Consider the following 19,539-nt stretch of genomic DNA (forward strand, 5'->3'; position numbering starts at 1 on the left):
ATAACAACATGTATTATTACGCAAATAATTAAACTAAAAAAAAACTTTTAAGCCATATTCATCATGACCAAAAATATATTTTCCGCCAAAGTTTATGATGCTAAAATATACTATTGTAAATAGGAAGTTCCAAAGTAAAAATTTAAAAAAGTGCTTCCATTTAATCAATAATACTAAACTAAATAACCATAAAAATAATGGTATAGTAATGATGAATATCAAATCCATTGGAATTGAATAATATTAAATATGTTTTTAAATTTTAAGTAATGTACAAAATTATTTGATACTTAAATATGGCTAAATAAACCAATTCCAAACCAATCCAAAACGAATGGTCATATCACGATAAGGATAATTGGGTGCTGAAAAATAGTTTTTCGATGAAAATCCTGAAGTAACATTGTCTATTTTAAAATAAATTCGTGTTCTTCGCACTTGTGCATTGAAAAAAACATCCACAGTAGGAAATCCAATTTCTTCCGTATTTTGAAGTGTAAATTCCGCCAATAATGGATTGTAAGCATTCATGCTGTATTTGGTAAAATACTTAAAAGTTGCCCCAATATTCACCAACATCGGTTTTCCTTTAAACCAATAATCTGTGTAGTAAAACGTGTTTCTCGTCACAAACTCTGGCACCCTAAAAACTGAACTTCCACTGCTTACATTTTGATACATGACAGTGTTGTCCAAAGCCAATTTCCAATACCTGAATTCACGATTTGCTTTGACTTTCAAATAGGTAATTTGACTACCAAATTGCTGAGGTGCATTGTTTTCGTCAAAATAGGTGTAGTTATCAATATTGGTGAAATTCACACTGGCATTCAACCATTTAGAATCAACAGCAAATCCTAAATCTCTGGTATTGATGTTGCTGAAATTGTTTTCCCAATTATAATCATCATAACTACTTTGATGTAAAATCGTATTGAAATTAGGAGATTTTGAACTTAATAACAAACTTCCTGTCAAGGTAAACAAGCTGTCTTTTTTGATGCTTGCTGCACCTCTTAAAAAATTTCCTGAAATGCGAGTATTTCCAGGGGTGATTCTTCCTTCCGCAAAAAGGAAAAAGTTTTTGATTTTTGCATTCCAATCTGCGCCAAATGACAACGCATTTCCATCAAACTTAAAATTGTTTACGGAATTGTTACTATTCATAATCGAATCATATCCATAAGAATATTGCGTTAAATGCAACTTGGCTTTGAATTGTCCTAACACATATTTTGAGTTGAATTCTAGGTTGAATTCGTTGTCTGTTATTTTGCTAACTGCTTCGTCATTAGAAGCATTTGTAGGATTTGAATTTCCAAAAATAGCAGTAGTTACCGTGTTTTGAATAAATCGATAGCTTTTTGTTTCATTGGTAAAAACATGCCCAATTTTGATATTTCCAAAATCACGATTGTTCAAAGTATCTCTGCTTGACAGCAATTTATAACTGTGATCCACATATACTCTGTTCCCATCAAATTGACTTTCTGCATCATTCAAATTCACATCCAAACGTTGACGCTGTTCAAAATTGGGGTCTTCATTGATAAAATTTTGTAACGCATTTGCGGTCAATCCACCATTTTCTTGATGAAAAAAATCTTGTGAAGCAATATGACCTCTTATTTCGTATTGATTTTCTTTCGTTCGATAATGAAAAGCGCCTCTAAAATTTCCATTACTCACAAGTGCTCTTCTGTATGCTCCCAAAGAACGCAGTCCTTTATAGGACATGGAAACATTGAATCTTTCAGAAAAATTCAACGTGAAAATCGCATCCACTACTTGTCCTTGTTGCAAACCTGTTTTATACGTAATTTCGGTGGTTGGTGTAGGAACTTCGTAATATTTGATGTCCTCAATTTCCAAATAACTCACTTGTTTTGCGCTGAAACCAATGTCAGGAAAATGACTTATATTATTGAAATTATAGCCTAAATTATTAAATGTTTGTCCCTGATTGTGAAATGAAAGCAGTTCAAAATTATCTTTTCGTAAATAATTGAAAATATATTCCTTTTTGATGGAAAGTGTGGTATCAATATATGCAGTATCGCGTTTGTGAGAGAAAATTTTGTAATCTGTATATTTTGTTTTTCCTGATAAAATTACTTTGGTTGAGCCAGTATTTGACAGCGTATCAATTCTTCCATCCATTCCAATAGTAATATTGTCAACTTTTTCGCCTCCACTAAGTTTTCTTTGAGAAAAAAGAGTATTAAGTGAGAAAATTAGCAATAAAAATGGATAAACTATTTTTTTATTCATATTGAATTTAAACAGCGACAAATGTAAAATAATTAAACGAAAATTATTGTGTTTAATTATTGTGAAATTGGTTAATTTGTAAAATGTTAGCAATTAATTTTAGCGGTTTTTCTTTAGAAGTTGGTACAGATGAAGCAGGCAGAGGTTGCTTAGCAGGACCTGTTGTGGCTGCAGCTGTGATATTGCCCGTTGATTTTTCTCATCCTTTTTTGAATGATTCCAAACAATTGTCCGAAAAAAAGCGACTTGATTTGCGTCCCATTATTGAGGAAAATGCCATTGCTTTTGCAGTTTCGTTTGTGATGCAACAAGAAGTTGATGAAATCAATGTGTTACAAGCTTCTATTACAGCCATGCATCGTGCAATTGACGCACTAAAAATATCGCCTGAATTTATCATTGTTGATGGCAATAAGTTCCGAAAGTATCAACAAATTCCGCATCAAACCATTGTAAAAGGAGATTCAAAATATAGGAGTATTGCAGCTGCATCTATTTTAGCAAAAACCTACAGGGATGATTATATGGAGAAAATTCATCAGGAATTTCCAAACTACTTTTGGGATAAAAACAAAGGATATCCAACTGTTGAGCATAGAAATGCAATCCGTGAATTTGGTGCAACCATTCATCACCGAAAAACTTTTAAGTTGTTGCCTGAGCAGTTGAAATTGGAATTGTAAATTCCTTTTTGAGCTCAAAAAATAAGATATTTTCCATAAGTTTCATAAAACTTCTAGTACTTTTACGTCCTTAAAATTATGAGAAAATGATTCAAAAAACACGAGCAGAAATCACCAAATGTATTCTTCATAAAGTAGCCAACAAATTCAATAGCGGACACAATGTTTTTTCAGAAAACACGATTCGTTTTGATCAAGAAAGTTATGATTTGATGAAAAGTTTTCTATTAAGACCTTTTGGTTCTGTAACACAAAGTTACCGTTTTTCGCATCATGCAGATGTTCGTTTGAATGAGTTGAATAATTATAGTGCTGCTATTTTTGCTGATGAAACTTTGTTTGTAGAGTATTCCAAAAACATCGTGAATCATTTGTACGAACAATCCAATTCAGCCCAAATAAAAACAGGTGACGTCATTGTCGTTTTTATAGAAGGTTTGGAATTCAATAATGTGTTGACAGAGGGAATTGGCATCTTTAAAATTGAAAACAAAGTAGATTTTTTTCAGACGTATTTGGATGATGAAAATAGTTATGATGTGGTGGTTCAAAAAGGAATATCTACTAAAAAAATTGACAAAGGGTGTTTGATTTTAAATACGGCTGATACTCAAGGAACAATTGTTTTTTCTGTGGATAACAACAATTATGATGCGCAATATTGGATTAAAAATTTTTTAGGTGTCAAATTGGCGGATGATTTTAATTCACACACCCAAAACTATCTCGATTTGTGCAAAGAATTTTCGGAAGAAGTGATCAAACCTGAATTCGGAAAACACAAACAAGGAGATTTTTTGGCGAGTACTGTTGATTATTTTAAAGAACATGAATCTGTTAATTATCATCAATTTAAAGACGAACTATTTGATGATGAAAAGCACAAAGAGTTGTTTGAAGAATATAAAAAACACTACGAAACGCTCAATGATGTGTTGATTAGAAATAACTTCAACATTTCTGATGTTGTCTTGAAAAAAGAAAAAAATAAACTCAAAACAGAAATCAAATTAGATACTCATTTTATCATCAAATTGGATGTTGATGCACCAGATGCTGCTTCAGAATATTTGGAAAGAGGTTATGATGAGGAGAAAAAAATGCAGTTTTATAAGGTGTATTTTAATGAGGAAAAATAGGGAAAGAATCTTGTTATCTTAGACTTTCGGAATTTCTAAAATTAGCTCAAGTTTAGTTGAGCGTTTTACAGATTTTTTTTGAAATGGTTAATACAATCAATATGTTTTTTTGGCTACAAATTAATGCTTTAACTAGAATGAGTATAGTTGTAAATTGATTTTTTTTAAAAAAAATCCTCCAAAAAATTTAATAAAAAATCATCTTAATTCTTACGCCAAAAGAAAGGCGTAAATAAAATCAAAACTGTAAAAAGTTCTAAACCCCCTATGAGCATCAAGAAAGAGCAAAACAGTTTGAATAAAGAGGTATTTATTCAGCTTATAGTTGTTTTACTTAATGCTTTTTTAATATTTCAATCAATTTAGTATTCACGTAAACGCTTTCCCTTCCTATCTTTTGAGAGGTTAGTATTCCAATTTCTTCCATCTTTTTTAAATAACGGGAAGCAGCTTTTCTTTCTACATTCAATTTCTCTACAACAAATTCTATTTTAGAATAAGGTTGCTCAAAGAGTAATTCAATGAATTCTTTTCTATACATTTTTGGTTCTTTTGCTTGAACAAATAGTATTGTTTCACTCAAAAGTTCTTTTATTGAATTTATTTTTTCAATAGTTCTGTTTGAGGTTTCTTCAACTGCTTTTAACATATAAATGATGTACTCAGTCCATTCATCTTTCGTATTAACGGTATTTAATAAACGATAATAATCTGCTTTGTTTTCATTAATGTATGAACTTAAATATAGAATTGGAATATCTAAAAGGTCGTTTAAAATTAGGTATAAGATGTTCAGAATCCTTCCTGCTCTTCCATTTCCATCATAAAAAGGGTGAATGCTTTCAAACTGATAATGTAAAATAGCTAAATTAATGAGTGGATCTAAATCGTTTTGTTTAACATTAAAATGTTCTAAGAAATTACCTAGTAACTCTAAAATATCATTTTTCTCTTGTGGAGGTGTGTAAACAATTTCTCCAGTTTTATCATTTTTTAATACAGTTCCAGCCATTGAGCGAATTCCTGCGTTATTTTCGATAATGGTTTTTTGAATGGTTTCAATGTCTTTTAACCTTAAAAATCCTTGCTTTTTTATGAGTTCAAAACCAGAAAAAATAGCACTTCTATAGTTGATAACTTCTTTAACTTGAGTGGGTTGTTTGCTGTTTGTTGCTAATGCTTTATACAATTCATCTTGAGTTGTAATAATATTTTCTATTTCTGAACTGTCCTTAGCTTCCTGTAAAACAACTGCGTTAATCAACATTTCTTGATTAGGAATTGTTTTAGCAATTCCCTTTAGCTCACCCAACGAATTTGTAGATTTACTTAATTGACGTAAAATTTCAATTGTTTCTACTTTTTCTCTTTTTGGAGGAAGTTTTGCAAGTTTATTGATTTGGAACATTTTGTCTTTCAAGATTTGAATATGTACCAAAAATATAAAAAATAGTTCAATTAAAAATAATGTGCGCCTTTTTGTCTCACATTCAGCATAACTTTTGTTGTTGCCTAAGTTTTTGTGACTAAAGCTCTAGTAATTGTAATTTTAAAAAAAAGAAACAACCATTTAATTCTTGCGCCAAAAGAAAGGCGTAAATAATATCAATACCGTAAAAAGTTCTAAACGCCCTATCAACATCAAGAAAGAGCAAAACAGTTTGGCAGCATCTGTCAAGTGATTGAAATTGGCAACAGGATTTACGGAGCCAATAGCAGGGCCAATATTCCCCAAAGACGAGGCTGCTGCGCCCATTGCTGAGTAAAAATCCATCCCAAAAAGCGTCAATACCACAGATGCCAACATAAAAATCAACATGTAAATGATGAAAAACGACAAGATGTTGAATACAATTTGATGATTCACGGATTTTCCGTCATAACGTACAGGAATAATCGCACTGGGATGCAAAGCTTTTTTAAATTCTAAAAAACTGTTTTTTAGCATGATAATATGTCGCACTATTTTTACTCCCCCACTTGTAGAGCCTGCTGAGCCTCCTGTGAAAAACAAGGCAAAGAAAATTCCGGTGGCAAAAAGATTCCAAGTAGTATAATCAGCAGAGACAAATCCTGTTGTGGTAACTACAGAAGTAACCATGAATAAAGAATGCCTAATGGCATATTCCAGTTCGCCAAAAACTTTTGGGTGCACAATAGAAGATTGCAAATTAGGGTCTTGAAAATGGTAAATAATAACAGTTACGATTGATGAAACAGCAATAATCCCAAATAAATAATATTTGAATTCCTCACTTTGAAATACTTTTTGAATTTTTCCTTTCAATGCAAAGTAGGTCAAGACAAAATTGGTTCCTGCCACCATCATAAAAAAGATGATGATGTATTGCACCAAAGGCAAGTGATTGTAAAAAGCGACACTATCATTTTTGGTCGAAAAACCTCCTGTACTGACAGTTGCCATGGCATGATTGATGGCATCAAACCAAGTCATTCCTGCCACTTTTAGCAGTAGAAATTCAGCAAGTGTAAGCGTCACATAAATGAGGTACAATCGTTTTGCAGTATCTGTAATTCGTGGATGCAATTTGTCAGCAGAGGGTCCAGGTGCTTCTGCCATAAAAAGCTGCATTCCTCCAATGCCTAACAATGGTAAAATGGCAATGGTAAGCACAATAATTCCCATGCCACCAATCCAATGAGTGGCAGAACGCCAAAACAAAATACCTTTTGGCATGGATTCAATATCGGTCAAAATAGAAGATCCTGTGGTTGAATAACCAGAAATGGTTTCAAAAAGTGCGTTGGTCACATTCGGAATTGCACCAGACAATAAATAGGGCAACATTCCTGTAAAAGTGAGGGTTAACCAACCTAAAGTAACAATGAGATATCCTTCCTTTTTTTGAATGTTGGTGTTTTTAGGCTTGTTAAAATAGTACAATAACACCCCAATCAAAACGGTAATGATACCCGCATTTAAAATTCCCCAAGCTACTTTTTCGTCGTTAAAAAAACTAAACGGAAAGGAAAGAAACATGAAAATTCCGTTCAAAATAGCTGTGATGCCTAAAAAACGGTAAATGATTTTTAGATTGAGGGTTGCCATTTATTTTTTGAATAAATTTTCTACAGTATCAATGACTTCTGGCAAACAAAATACAATTACTTTATCACCAGCAATGATTTGCATGTTTCCAGCACACATCAACGCTTTGCCATTTCTAATAATTCCACCAAAAACAGCTTCTTGAGGAATTCGCAATTCTCTGATAGGTTTTTTGGTGACTTTGGCATTTTCAGGCACCTCAAATTCAAAGACTTCAGCATCAATATTGTGCAAATTTGCCATTTCAAGGATTTCTCCTTTACGTATGTGTTTAAAAATATTACTTGCAGCAATCAGTTTTTTATTAATCAACGATTGAATTCCTATGGTTTGAGAAATATCAATATAATCCATGTTTTCAACCAGCGCAATTGTTTTTTTCACTCCTTTTGATTTGGCAACCAAACAGGACATAATATTGGTTTCGGAATTTCCGGTAACTGCAATAAAAGCATCTGTTTCGCGGATGTTTTCCTCTTCTAATAATTCTAGATTTCGACCATCACCATTGATGACTAACGTATCAGATAATTCTTCAGCTAAAGCTTCTGCTTTTTCTTTGTTTTTTTCAATGAGTTTTACATTGAATTTTTCTTTACCTAAGTTTCTTGCCGTTTTTTCGCCAATACTACTTCCGCCCAAAATCATGACATTTTTAATGTGAAACTGCTCTTTTCCGATAATAGGATAGAGGTCTTTCATGCTATAATTGGGCACAGAGAAATACACTTGGTCATTGATTTCGAAGGTAGTATCTCCTCTTGGGATAATGGTTTGAGAAACATTTTCTCTTTTGATTGCAATGGCAGTATAATCAATATTTGGAAACGTTTGACGAGCTTCTTTCACGGTTAAATCAATCAGCGGAGATTTGTAAGTGAGTGTAGCACCCAACACATTAAAAATTCCACTTTCAAAAGCCACAGTATCATTGAATGACGCTTGATTTAGCAGCATTTTAATCTCGTTTGCTGCCAATTCTTGGGGAGAAATCATAAAATCTACGCCCATTTTTTTGAAATCAACTTCGCATTCGCATAAAAATTCAGGGTTGTCAATTCGAGCAATTGTTTTTTTGGCGCCCAAAGATTTTCCAATTACTGAAATTGTAAAATTGGTATTTTGACTTTCGGTAACAGCAATCAGCAAGTCAGCAGAATTCACGCCTATTTCTTTCAATAATTTTATAGAAGTTGCATCACCTTTTTTAGTAATAACATCCAAATGATTGTTGATGTAGTTCAAGCGTTCGCCATCAAAATCGATAATATACGTGTCTTGAGACTCGTAAGACAGCAGTTTAGCTAAGTGAAAACCCACGTCTCCAGCACCTGCAATGATAATTTTCATCTAAAAAAGTTCTAAATAAGGATGCAAAGATAGAAAGAATTATCAACTAGGAATTGAGAATTGATTTCTTTTGAATTTTAAATTCGCTGATTTTCAAGCTGACAATTATTTTAACCGCAAAGTTTGCAAAGGTTTTTCGCAAAGATCGCAATGCTTTGAATAAATAATTCTTCGCTGACTTAGCGATTATTCATATTAATTTGGTTTTGCGCCTTTGCGTTTACATAAAATAAACTCTTACTTTTATAAAAAAATTTCAAATGGAAAAATTATCAATAAAATCTTGGGCATTGGATGACAGGCCTCGCGAAAAATTAGTTGCCAAAGGAAAAACGGTTTTATCAGATGCTGAGTTGATTGCAATTTTGATTGGCTCAGGAAATAGACAAGAATCAGCAGTGGCATTATCGCAAAGAATGTTGCAATCCGTAGAAGGGAATATCAATGAACTCGCAAAGTTATCCATCGAAAAATTGATGACTTTCAAAGGTATTGGCGAAGCAAAAGCTGTAAATATCATTGCAGCATTAGAATTAGGCAAAAGAAGACAGTTAGAAAACTTGCTCGAAAAACCAAAAATAACAGGAAGTAAAGATGTTTTTAATTTGATGCAACCCATTATTGGCGATTTGTCTCACGAAGAATTTTGGGTGCTTTTCCTGAATAATTCCAACAAAGTATTGGCAAAACATCAAGTCAGTAAAGGTGGAATGACAGCAACAGTGGTAGATGTGAGATTGCTTTTTAAGCAAGCTTTGGAGTTGTTTTCTGTTGCGATTATTGTGTGTCATAACCATCCATCAGGAAAATTAAAACCCAGTGATGCTGATTTGCAATTGACACAAAAAATAAAAAATGCAGGAACAACGTTGGATATAAAATTATTGGATCATTTGATAATCACAGAAAAAGCGTATTTTAGCTTTGCAGATGAAGGGGTTTTATAATGAATTAATGTAGCAATTTAAAAATGTACCAACTTGGTTATTATTTTACGAAACACTAAAAACCAAACACTAAAAACTCATAATCAACTTTGATTCTAATTTACACTCATAAAATCACACCAAGAGTTCGTTATATTTTTAGGCATATTTTGTCGAGAATATTACTGATTCCTATTAGTTTTACATCAAAAGTAGAGGAATTTGTGGCACATGATGGACCTAAAATTTCGTATTCGAAAATACCTTTGGGAAACGAATTTTTTATCAAAAGTAACGACTTGCTTTTTGAACAAGGGGTGAATGATTTGGAAATAAGCATGCAAAAATGGGATGATATTCCTTGTTTTTTTGCAACCAACACAAAATCTGCGATTCCTTTTGACATTTTTGCAGCCAGTTTTTATTTGATAACGCGCTATGAAGAATATTTGCCACATGTAAAAGATGTTCATGGGCGTTATGCAGCCACACAAAGTTTGGCATTTAAATACCGATTTTTAGAAAAACCAGTAGTTGATAATTGGGCATACAAGTTGTTGAAAATTTTGCAAGAAAAATTTCCTAATTACACTTACAAAAAACGAACCTATAAATTCATTTCAACGATTGATATTGACAATGCATATGCTTACAAACACAAAAGTTTGATAAGAAGTGTTGGCGGTTTTTTCACAGACCTTGTTCATTTGAAATTACCCGAAGTTTGGTCGAGATTGATTGTGTTGCTCAATTTGAAAAATGATCCATTTGATACTTTCCCCAAGTTGTTGCACCTTAAAAAAGAGATGAATGTTCACACTATTTTTTTCTTTTTAATTGGTAATTATACCTCTTTTGATACCAATGTTTCTGCCTCTAAGAAGAAGTTTCGATTGCTAATAAAAGATATTGTTGATTATGCATCAGTAGGATTGCATCCTTCCTATTATTCTTCTCAAGATGCTGCCATGATTAAAAAAGAAAAAGAGCGATTGGAAAACATCACGAATATGCCAGTTCAACGCACAAGACAACATTATCTGCGATTTAATTTGCCTGAAACCTATCAAATTTTGATAGATTTAGAAATTGAAGAAGATTATTCTATGGGGTATGCAAGTCATGTTGGTTTTCGAGCAAGTACTTGTACACCTTTTTATTTTTATGATTTGGATTTTGAAATTCAAACGCCTTTAAAAATATTTCCTTTTGCCTTGATGGATACTACGTTGAATGATTATATGAAGCTGACTCCCAAACAATCTTTAGGAAAAATCAAAGAATTGAAAGATGCTGTAAAAGCAGTAAATGGCACTTTTATCACCCTGTTTCACAATGAAAGTTTGAGCGATTATTTGCGTTGGAAAGGATGGAAACGTTTGTATGAATCCATGTTAAAAATTGCGACACAATAAATGATTCAGTACGTTTCAAGAAAATTATTGGATGAAAAAAAATACGATTCATGTATTGAAAATTCTATACAATCTAGGGTTTATGCATTTTCTTGGTATTTAGATATGGTTGCTGACCATTGGGATGTTTTGGTTTTGAATGATTATGAAGCTGTGATGCCCATTCCTTGGAAACAAAAATTAGGCTTGAAATATGTTACGCAACCCTATTTTTGTCAGCAATTGGGGATTTTTTCTTTGACAACAATTTCAGAGGAAACTCAACTTGAATTTATCAAAAAAATTCCATCAAAATTTTTGAAAGTTTCACTTGCTTTGAATTCTCAAAATATGTTGATTGGTCAGCAATTCAAGAAAAATTTATTTGTGCAATTGTCAAAAAATCATGAAACATTGTGCAAAAATTATTCGAAAGGCAGAAAGCACGCTATAAAAGTTGCCGAAAAAAATCAATTGATAGTTGCAGAAACTTCCCTACAAAGTTTGATTGATATTCAAAAAAAGTTGTATCAATATGAGTTTTCTGAAGAAAAATTACAAAAACTTTCCAATCAACTATTGCAACAACAAAAGGGAAAAGTACTCGGAATTTTTAAAGATGAGGTACTTTTGGGTGGTGCTTTATTTGTATTCTCAACAAAACGAATTGTGTATTTGTTTTCCGCATTTACGGAGTTAGGAAGAGAATTGCAAGCGGCAAGTTATTTGCTAAATTATATGTTCAAAAAGAACGAAAACTCCCAACTTATTTTTGATTTTGAAGGAGGAAATATTCCAAATATGGGAAAATTTTACAGGAGTTTTGGTGCTGAAGAAGAAATTTATACTTTGGTTACTAGGACTTTAGTGTAAATTTTCCAAAAAACAATCATACTAATAATTCCTGAAATCCACATTAAAATGGCAGTTGTAATTGCGGCACCCAAAATTCCATATACAGGAATCAAAAAGTAATTGCTTACAATATTGAGAATCAAAGAAAAAGTGGCGATATAATAATTAACATGAGCTTTCCCAATGGATGACAACAAATTGCCATAAAGCCCTCTAAAAATATAAATCCCGACAATTCCTATCATCAAAATCAAAAAACTATCTGAATATTTTACAAAATTTGGATCTAAAAGCGCGAGTATAAAATCCGCAAATATAAAACTTATAAGGAGCATCAATATACTGACAATCAGGAAAAAAAGCATGTAACTTTTCATATAATTGACGATGTATTTTTTATCAAAAATATTTTCAGTAAAAACCACAAAATCAGTGGACATAAATACTCTTGGCAAAAAAAGCAAGCTAAAAGGAATCAGCGAAATGTACCTGTAATTCGTCACCATTTCAGTATCTTTTAGCAAGTATCCAATCAATAAAATGTCAATCACAAAAAGCAATTGAGTAACTACATTTGATAAACTTGCGAAAAATCCATATTTCCAAAACTCAAAATTGATGTCATTTACTTTTTTTGAAGGTGTAAATTGAATTTTTAGTTTTTTGATAAATAGGAGTGAAGTGATTAAAGGAGCCACAATCATGGCAATTGCATAGCCAATTTCTTGAAAAAAGTAACTCAATACAAATACATTGATGACTAAAAAGAGGCTCATAAAAAACTCGGTAAACGCAAAAGATTTATTGTCGTGTTTCAATCTGAATTGAGCTCTGGTAACCTCAAAAAAGTATGTTGGAATCAATACAAAAGACAAAAGAATGACATATAATTGAGTGTTTTCAAACTGAAAATCAATTAAAAAACTTCCAGAAATAATCAATAAAATCAGTATGATTGTAGCTAAAAAACCTTTTTTGGTGACATACACAAAAAGTGTATCTTTTTCTTCCTGGGTCTGTAAAAGAGCTCCATAACGAATCAAACTTTGGTTCAATCCAAAACCACTAATTGGAATTAGAAAAACGATGAAGTTATAAGCGAAAAGTACAACTCCCAATTCTTTATGATCTATCAATTGCAAGGCAATCCAAGAGGCTAAAAATGACAATCCTTTGGAGGCTAAAGTTGCTGTAAAAACATAGCTTCCAGCTCTACTCAAAAAATTTTGTAGGTAATTTTTTAGCATTGTCAAGAATTGTTTTTTAGAGATGTGTAGTACAATTCAGAAAATGCATTTCCAATGGCTTTTTTGCTAAAATTTTGGATGGCATATGTATGCATTTTATCTTTATTGTCAATTGTTTTTGTAGTATAATTTATCAATTTTTCCAGTAATTCATGTTCGTTTTTAGGTTCAATAAGGGTTCCAAAATCATCAGGAAAATATTCAGAAATTCCTCCAACATGGGTGGAAATTACAGGAATTCCACATGAAAAAGCTTCTAAAACTACGCAAGGTAAATTTTCATAATTGCTAAATAGCACAAAAACAGAAGCTGATTGCAAATGATTTACCATTTCTTGTTGCGGAATATGATTGATAAATTCGATTTTTGCTTTTCTAAAATCGAGTTTTTTCAGTTGATTTTTATACTGATCTTCAGTTCCACCAATAAATTTCCAGTTGAAATCTCCAATTTTTTCTTCTAGTTTTTTGGCAACTTCCAGCATTCCAGAAATATTTTTATGCGCATCAATCAAACTAGAAATATGGATAATTGTAAAGATGGAGTTTGATTTTTTTGATGGAACAAATAGCTCAGTATCCACTACATTTGGCACTTTGACATAGTTTCCTTTGAAACCCAATTGTTGCATGGAATCTGCTAAATTATCACTTACAGGACACACAAATGAAGCATTTTTAACAATCATTTTTGACAACATCTTTTGCATAATTCCTATATTTTTTGACTGTGGAAAATGGTAACCTGTCCAATGTTCAGAGATGATATAAGGACTATTTTTGGTCAATTTTAAATACAAGGCAAACAGTCCAAAAGGAAATAGAGTATTGACATGAATGACGTTAAAATCACTAATTTTAGATGATAATTCGCTAAACATGGAAATAAATCTTTTCCATTTTAAGAATGGATTTTTTGTTTTTTTTACATAACCAATATAGGTTTCAATATTGTTGATTTTTGCAAATTCGACTTGTTTTTTAATGGCAAGATTTTCATCAGTAATGATGTGCAAAACAGTTACTTTATGTTTCAAAGCGACAGCTTCAGCATGCCTTTGAATAAAGTCGCCATTTGTGGGTAAAACTCTAGAAGGATACCAACCACAAAGAAAAAGAATGTGTAATTGCTTGTTCAAAAAAATAGTATATAATTCATACAAATATAAATGTATTCTCTCGTTTTTATTTTATTTTTAGCACATGAAAATTGAACACATTTTTTTTGATTTAGACCACACACTTTGGGATTTTGAGAAAAACTCAGATTTAACATTCCATAAACTTTTCGAAAAACACGCTATTGATACAAATTTATCCGAATTTTTATCCGTTTATAAACCCTTAAACAGAGAATTTTGGAAATTGTATCGAGAAGAAAAAATAAGCAAAGAAGCCTTGAGGTATCAGCGTTTAAAAAAAGCTTTTGATACTGTAAATTATTCAATTTCAGATAGTTTAATTGATGTAGTTGCTATAGAATATATTGAATATTTGCCGCATTTCAATCATCTTTTTGAGCATACTTTTGAAGTGTTGGACTATTTGAAGCCAAAATATCAATTGCATATTATTACGAATGGTTTTGAGGAAATCCAAACAAAAAAAATGCAATCCTCCAATATTCATCATTATTTTGATAAAATTATCACCTCAGAATCAGTGGGAGTTAAAAAGCCAAATCCCAAAGTTTTTGAACATGCAATCCAAGTGGCAAATGCAAGAATTGAAAATTCAATCATGATTGGAGATAGTATTGAAGCTGACATTGAGGGAGCTTTACAAGTTGGCATGCAAGCCATACACTGCAATTTTGAAGGTGAAGAAATTGAGCCTACAAATTTTAAAAGCATCACTTCTTTGTTGGAAATCAAGCAATATCTTTGAGTAAATAACGTTGTAGTGTAAATACTTTATTTTATGAAATCCTCTTCTAAATTTGCATTTATTGCAAGTATTTTTTTGTTTTTTTCGTGTGCAGAATCTTTGGATTTTAATCAGATAGATGATTATGTGAACAAACCCATTTTTAAAGCATCATTGACTTATTTTACAGTTGTTCCTGCAGATTTTTTTGATTCCACAGGGACAATTCAACAAAATAGTATTTCAGAAACTACCAATTTTGACGCATTGCAATCAAAGTTTGTTAAGGATAACTTAGTCAAACTTGATTTGGATGTAGCAATTAAAAATGAGTTTGATAGGGAAGTTAAAATACGAGTTGAATTTTTAAATAATAATGTGACTGTTTACACATTTACACCCATCATTATACAAGGTAATACACTTAATTATAAGTATTTAGAGGAAATTGAAATTGCTTCAAACTCAGCAATTCTCAATACAACACAAGTAAAAATAACTGCTGAACTAGAAAATACAGGAATTCAATTGAACTTAAATGACCCAAGTGAATTTGAATTCAAATCGTCTGTGACAATGTACATTGAATCTAGTTTTTAAAGAATGAAGAATATTATAGTAGTTGTTGTTTTCGTAATATCGACGACCATTTTCTCTCAAAACAAACAAGTTTTGTATGATTTTGGTGAATTACCACAATCATTATTGCTCAATCCTTCTTTGGAGAACAATTACAAACTTCATGTGGGAATTCCCATATTATCAGGTTTTTCAACACAAATTGGCTCTTCTGGAGTGGTGTTAACAGATTTGTTTGCTGTTGATAATCAGAATATCAATGATAAAATTTCTCAAGTATTACATACACTAACTTCAGATGATTTTATGATGATCAATACACAAGTTGAATTGTTAAGCATTGGTTTTCGTTTGAACGATAAAACGTATTTAAGTGCGGGTTTTTATCAAGAAATTGATGCAATTGGATATTATCCAAAAGATTTTTTTATTTTATTTTCTGAAGGAAATAATGCATTTCTCAACAGAAGTTTTAGCGCCTCACAAATTGCCTATAAATTGGATGTTTTAGGCGTTTTACATGCTGGAATTACCAAAAAAATTGATGAAAAACTAACACTTGGAGGAAGATTTAAAATTTATTCAGCGGCTTTAAATTTAGAGTCAACCAACAACAGAGGGACTTTTACTACAGTTCAAGGAACGAATAATATCTATACTCATTATATTTCTAATGTAAAAATGGAGCAAAGATCAGCAGGATTATTTGATACAAATGATGAAATTATAGATGATAAAGATGAATATATACGCAGAACTTTTTTGAGTGGAAATTTAGGTATTGGATTTGATTTAGGGATTACTTATCACTTTAACAAGCAATTAAAATTTTCGGCAAGCCTAATAGATATTGGTTTTATCAAACATAAAAAAAATGTAAAAAACTATATAGAGGAGGGTAGTTTTATTTATGAGGGATTTGAATATGAATTTGATCCAAATACTAATCGTGATTTTTGGAGAGAAATCAATAACCGTTTTAAAAAAGAATTACCAACAGTTGAAAACGAAAATTCGTATATTTCATGGAGACCAACCAAAATAAATATGGCTTTAAAATATAGTTTTGGAGAGAGAAGAAGTGAAATTTGTTATGACAATAGCTATCAAGATTTTTATACGGATGCTGTTGGCGCACAACTTTTTTCTGTTTTTAGACCGTTATCAACAAATGTAGCATTGACCGCTTTTTATCAAAAATCATTTTCAAAAAAAGTACATGCTAAAGTAACGTATACGATGGATGATTTTTCCTATTCAAATATTGGAGCAGGGATGTCATTTCAAATCGGGAAAGTCAATTTTTATACGATGTTTGATAATATTTTATCTTACGAAAATTTATCATCTGCAAATTCTGTATCTTTACAATTAGGAATTAATCTTATAATGAATTGATATGCATAGATTTAGGGTAACAATACTTTTGGTTTTTACGTCACTTATTTTAGTAGGACAAGAAATAAATTTAGATAAGTATAAATACATTATAGTTTCTGATAAATTTCACTTTGTGAAAGAAGTTGACGGATATCAAACAAGTTCATTGACTAAATTTTTATTAGAGAAAAAGGGTTTTCAAGTTTTTTTAAGCAATGAAAATTTTCCAGATGAGTTATCTCAAAATAAATGTAATAACGCACTATTTGCTGATGTAAAAGATGAATCTGACTTTTTGACAACCAAGTCTATCATTGTGTTGAATGACTGTAAAGGGAAAAATATATACACTTCAAAAGTTGGTAAAAGTAAGTTGAAAGAATATAAAAAAGCGTATCAAGCATCCATCCGAAGTGCTTTTGATTCTATGACAGATTTCATTTTTTCGTATAAAACATCAGAGAAATCTTTGATAACTCCTGAAATTACAAAAATTGATAAAATTGTTGTAATTCCAGATTCTGTAACTCAGAAAAAGGAAGTTGTCAGAGAAATTTTGCCTAGTGAAAATTTATATGCTCAGCCAATTCCAAATGGTTTTCAATTGGTAAATACCACTCCAGAAGTAGTGTATGTGTTGCTCAAAACAGGAGTAAAGGATATCTTTTTATTAAAAGATAAAATGGGAATTGTCTATAAATCAGCAGAAAAATGGTTTGTTGAATTTTATCAAAATGAAATGTTGGTAACAAAAGAATTGAAAGTTAAATTCTAATAATTGTACTTATTTTTCCATCGATTTTTTAGCAATTCTTTGAATTGATTTTCTCGTTGATTTTCACCAGGGTCGTATAATTTTGTGCCAGAAATTTCATCAGGCAAAAATTCTTGTGCCACAAAATTTCCTTCAAAATCATGGGCATATTTATATTCTTTCCCATAATCTAAGTCTTTCATTAGTTTTGTGGGTGCATTTCTTAAATGAAGAGGTACTGATAAATCACCTGTTTTTCGAACTAATTCTTGCGAATTCTTAATTGCCAAATAGGAAGCATTACTCTTGGGAGAATTCGCTAGATAAATAGCACATTGACTCAAAATAATTCTCGATTCTGGATTTCCAATTACATTGACTGCTTGAAATGTATTATTAGCCAAAATCAATGCTGTTGGATTGGCATTTCCAATATCTTCTGACGCTAAAATCAACATTCTTCGAGCAATAAATTTTACATCTTCGCCAGCTTCAATCATTCTTGCCAACCAATACACTGCCGCATTTGGGTCACTTCCACGAATCGATTTGATAAAAGCGGAAATAATATCATAATGTTGTTCTCCAGTTTTATCATATCTAGCAGTATTTTTTTGAACTTTTTCTAATACTAATTTGTTATTAATTTCAATCTCATTTTCTGATGAAACAAGCAATTCAAAAATGTTGAGCAATTTTCGAGCATCACCTCCAGAAACTTGAATCAACGCTTCAGTTTCTATTAAACTAATTTTTTTCGATGCTAAAAACGCATCTTCTTTCATCGCTCTTTCAAGTAATTCAATTAAATCTTCCTTATCAAATGAATTCAAAATATACACTTGACATCTAGATAATAAGGCAGGAATTACCTCAAAACTTGGGTTTTCAGTAGTTGCGCCAATCAATGTAACCCAACCTTTTTCTACGGCAGCAAGCAAAGAATCTTGTTGAGATTTGCTAAATCTATGAATTTCATCAATAAATAGAATTGGATTTTTGGACGTGAATAAACCTCTACTTTGTTTTGCTTTATCAATTATATCACGCACATCTTTTACACCAGCATTGATAGCACTTAAGGTATAAAAAGGTCTTTTAGAAGTTGTTGCAATGATGTTTGCTAAAGTTGTTTTTCCTATGCCAGGTGGACCCCATAAAATCAATGAAGGAATAATTCCTTGTTGAATTAATTTTGTCAATATGCCATTTTTTCCCACCAAATGTTGCTGACTAATATAGTCATCCAATGATTTGGGACGGATTCTTTCTGCCAAAGGTTCATTCATACAGTAAAAATAATAAAGTTTTCTGACAGAAATTGTAAAATCAAGAAATGGTTTATTTTTTGTTATTTTTATTGTTATGGAAAATGAACAACAATTACAATTTAAATCCTCAATAATCATCATCCCAACCCTATTTGTGTTGGTTATTTGGATTATTTATTGGGTTGAAATTCAATTTGGTTTCAATTTTAATAAGTTTGGTATTTTTCCGAGAACATTTCAAGGATTTAGAGGAGTCTTTTTAACACATTTTATTCATGGAGATGCAAAACATCTTTTCAATAATTCAATTCCTTTATTTGTCCTAATGACTGGGGTTTTCTATTTTTATCGGGAAATTGCTACGAAAGTATTGGTTTTTGGTGCTTTTTTTACAGGATTACTAACTTGGATTATTGCCAGAGAATCCTATCACATTGGGGCGAGTGGCATCATTTATCTGCTGTTTAGCTTTATCTTATTCAGCGGAATTATTCGAAAACAATATCGTTTGATGGCATTTTCTTTTATAGTAATTTTTTTATATGGCAGCATGATTTGGTATGTGTTGCCAATAGAGGAGGGGATGTCTTGGGAAGGACATTTATCCGGTTTTTTGGTTGGAGGAATTTTATCTCTTCTATATAGAAATAAAGGAATAGTAAACAATGAATACCAATTTTCACCTTCAGAAATAGACGATTTTTTTGATGAAAATGGAAATTTAATCGAAGATTTAAATGAAAAAGTTTAATTT

Annotated in this window: 17 protein-coding genes; 10 read left to right on the plus strand and 7 right to left on the minus strand. The window is 31.4% G+C overall.

From position 1 onward, the window contains the following. Positions 1-300: 300 nt before the first annotated feature. A complete protein-coding gene (locus tag IU405_RS14850; protein WP_197439404.1) occupies positions 301-2,271 on the minus strand; it encodes a putative porin in 1,971 nt (656 codons plus the stop codon). Positions 2,272-2,354: 83 nt separating this feature from the next. On the opposite strand from IU405_RS14850, the gene IU405_RS14855 reads away from it, so the two are divergent. After that, positions 2,355-2,954, plus strand: coding sequence for a ribonuclease HII (locus IU405_RS14855; RefSeq protein WP_197439405.1), 600 nt, complete (start codon positions 2,355-2,357; stop codon positions 2,952-2,954). Between the two features lie 86 nt (positions 2,955-3,040). Continuing rightward, complete coding sequence (locus IU405_RS14860) at positions 3,041-4,093, plus strand: nucleoid-associated protein (RefSeq protein WP_197439406.1); 1,053 nt, start codon at positions 3,041-3,043, stop codon at positions 4,091-4,093. Positions 4,094-4,427: 334 nt separating this feature from the next. Here IU405_RS14860 and IU405_RS14865 read toward each other — a convergent pair whose 3' ends face one another. The 3 genes from IU405_RS14865 to trkA all read right to left on the minus strand — a co-directional run bounded on the left by IU405_RS14865 (position 4,428) and on the right by trkA (position 8,513). Then, positions 4,428-5,501 (minus strand): Fic family protein, encoded by a 1,074-nt coding sequence (locus IU405_RS14865; RefSeq protein WP_197439407.1) that lies wholly within the window; start codon positions 5,499-5,501, stop codon positions 4,428-4,430. A 162-nt stretch (positions 5,502-5,663) separates the two neighbouring features. After that, the gene (locus tag IU405_RS14870) at positions 5,664-7,163 is read right to left on the minus strand and encodes a TrkH family potassium uptake protein (RefSeq protein ID WP_197439408.1); all 1,500 of its coding nucleotides are present in this window, start codon (positions 7,161-7,163) and stop codon (positions 5,664-5,666) included. Then, entirely contained in the window at positions 7,164-8,513 is a 1,350-nt protein-coding gene (trkA, locus tag IU405_RS14875; RefSeq protein ID WP_197439409.1) for a Trk system potassium transporter TrkA, read from the minus strand. Positions 8,514-8,773: 260 nt separating this feature from the next. Between trkA and radC the strand changes: the two genes are divergently transcribed. The 3 genes from radC to IU405_RS14890 all read left to right on the plus strand — a co-directional run bounded on the left by radC (position 8,774) and on the right by IU405_RS14890 (position 11,706). Beyond that, positions 8,774-9,460, plus strand: coding sequence for a RadC family protein (gene radC, locus IU405_RS14880; RefSeq protein WP_197439410.1), 687 nt, complete (start codon positions 8,774-8,776; stop codon positions 9,458-9,460). Between the two features lie 89 nt (positions 9,461-9,549). Then, positions 9,550-10,854: a polysaccharide deacetylase family protein gene (locus tag IU405_RS14885; protein ID WP_197439411.1), complete on the plus strand. Its 1,305-nt coding sequence runs from the start codon at positions 9,550-9,552 to the stop codon at positions 10,852-10,854. After that, positions 10,855-11,706 (plus strand): hypothetical protein, encoded by an 852-nt coding sequence (locus IU405_RS14890; protein ID WP_197439412.1) that lies wholly within the window; start codon positions 10,855-10,857, stop codon positions 11,704-11,706. On the opposite strand, the gene IU405_RS14895 is transcribed toward IU405_RS14890, so the two are convergent. Together IU405_RS14895 and IU405_RS14900 are read right to left on the minus strand one after the other, a co-directional pair. After that, positions 11,676-12,935: a polysaccharide biosynthesis C-terminal domain-containing protein gene (locus tag IU405_RS14895; RefSeq protein WP_197439413.1), complete on the minus strand. Its 1,260-nt coding sequence runs from the start codon at positions 12,933-12,935 to the stop codon at positions 11,676-11,678. The two genes, IU405_RS14890 and IU405_RS14895, sit on opposite strands and share 31 nt — an antisense overlap. Before the next feature lie 2 nt (positions 12,936-12,937). Then, positions 12,938-14,074, minus strand: coding sequence for a glycosyltransferase family 4 protein (locus tag IU405_RS14900; protein ID WP_197439414.1), 1,137 nt, complete (start codon positions 14,072-14,074; stop codon positions 12,938-12,940). A gap of 64 nt (positions 14,075-14,138) precedes the next feature. Between IU405_RS14900 and IU405_RS14905 the strand changes: the two genes are divergently transcribed. The 4 genes from IU405_RS14905 to IU405_RS14920 are packed head-to-tail and all read left to right on the plus strand — an operon-like array spanning position 14,139 to position 17,535. Continuing rightward, on the plus strand, positions 14,139-14,822 hold the full coding sequence (locus IU405_RS14905) for a YjjG family noncanonical pyrimidine nucleotidase (RefSeq protein ID WP_197439415.1): 684 nt from the start codon (positions 14,139-14,141) through the stop codon (positions 14,820-14,822). Between the two features lie 33 nt (positions 14,823-14,855). Further along, positions 14,856-15,401, plus strand: a complete 546-nt coding sequence (locus IU405_RS14910) for a hypothetical protein (RefSeq protein WP_197439416.1) — start codon at positions 14,856-14,858, stop codon at positions 15,399-15,401. Positions 15,402-15,404: 3 nt separating this feature from the next. Then, positions 15,405-16,778 carry a DUF5723 family protein gene (locus tag IU405_RS14915; protein ID WP_197439417.1) on the plus strand — a complete coding sequence of 458 codons (1,374 nt, stop codon included), beginning with the start codon at positions 15,405-15,407 and terminating at the stop codon, positions 16,776-16,778. Between the two features lies 1 nt (position 16,779). Next, a complete protein-coding gene (locus IU405_RS14920; RefSeq protein WP_197439418.1) occupies positions 16,780-17,535 on the plus strand; it encodes a hypothetical protein in 756 nt (251 codons plus the stop codon). Here IU405_RS14920 and IU405_RS14925 read toward each other — a convergent pair. Next, positions 17,532-18,803, minus strand: a complete 1,272-nt coding sequence (locus tag IU405_RS14925; RefSeq protein WP_197439419.1) for a replication-associated recombination protein A — start codon at positions 18,801-18,803, stop codon at positions 17,532-17,534. The two genes, IU405_RS14920 and IU405_RS14925, sit on opposite strands and share 4 nt — an antisense overlap. A 76-nt stretch (positions 18,804-18,879) precedes the next feature. Here IU405_RS14925 and IU405_RS14930 point away from each other — a divergent pair, with 76 nt between their 5' ends. Further along, entirely contained in the window at positions 18,880-19,536 is a 657-nt protein-coding gene (locus tag IU405_RS14930; protein WP_197439420.1) for a rhomboid family intramembrane serine protease, read from the plus strand. Positions 19,537-19,539: the final 3 nt, after the last annotated feature.

Source organism: Polaribacter sp. BAL334 (assembly GCF_015767435.1).
Taxonomy (GTDB): Bacteria; Bacteroidota; Bacteroidia; order Flavobacteriales; family Flavobacteriaceae; genus Polaribacter.

Excerpts from the sequence above, each read along its gene's own strand:
- IU405_RS14860 (WP_197439406.1), top strand. The coding sequence starts at position 3,041 with ATGATTCAAAAAACACGAGCAGAAATCACCAAATGTATTCTTCATAAA.
- IU405_RS14925 (WP_197439419.1), bottom strand. The coding sequence starts at position 18,803 with ATGAATGAACCTTTGGCAGAAAGAATCCGTCCCAAATCATTGGATGAC.
- IU405_RS14920 (WP_197439418.1), top strand. The coding sequence starts at position 16,780 with ATGCATAGATTTAGGGTAACAATACTTTTGGTTTTTACGTCACTTATT.
- IU405_RS14910 (WP_197439416.1), top strand. The coding sequence starts at position 14,856 with ATGAAATCCTCTTCTAAATTTGCATTTATTGCAAGTATTTTTTTGTTT.
- IU405_RS14915 (WP_197439417.1), top strand. The coding sequence starts at position 15,405 with ATGAAGAATATTATAGTAGTTGTTGTTTTCGTAATATCGACGACCATT.
- IU405_RS14895 (WP_197439413.1), bottom strand. The coding sequence starts at position 12,935 with ATGCTAAAAAATTACCTACAAAATTTTTTGAGTAGAGCTGGAAGCTAT.
- IU405_RS14850 (WP_197439404.1), bottom strand. The coding sequence starts at position 2,271 with ATGAATAAAAAAATAGTTTATCCATTTTTATTGCTAATTTTCTCACTT.
- IU405_RS14865 (WP_197439407.1), bottom strand. The coding sequence starts at position 5,501 with ATGTTCCAAATCAATAAACTTGCAAAACTTCCTCCAAAAAGAGAAAAA.
- IU405_RS14905 (WP_197439415.1), top strand. The coding sequence starts at position 14,139 with ATGAAAATTGAACACATTTTTTTTGATTTAGACCACACACTTTGGGAT.
- IU405_RS14890 (WP_197439412.1), top strand. The coding sequence starts at position 10,855 with ATGATTCAGTACGTTTCAAGAAAATTATTGGATGAAAAAAAATACGAT.
- trkA (WP_197439409.1), bottom strand. The coding sequence starts at position 8,513 with ATGAAAATTATCATTGCAGGTGCTGGAGACGTGGGTTTTCACTTAGCT.
- IU405_RS14855 (WP_197439405.1), top strand. The coding sequence starts at position 2,355 with ATGTTAGCAATTAATTTTAGCGGTTTTTCTTTAGAAGTTGGTACAGAT.
- radC (WP_197439410.1), top strand. The coding sequence starts at position 8,774 with ATGGAAAAATTATCAATAAAATCTTGGGCATTGGATGACAGGCCTCGC.
- IU405_RS14870 (WP_197439408.1), bottom strand. The coding sequence starts at position 7,163 with ATGGCAACCCTCAATCTAAAAATCATTTACCGTTTTTTAGGCATCACA.
- IU405_RS14930 (WP_197439420.1), top strand. The coding sequence starts at position 18,880 with ATGGAAAATGAACAACAATTACAATTTAAATCCTCAATAATCATCATC.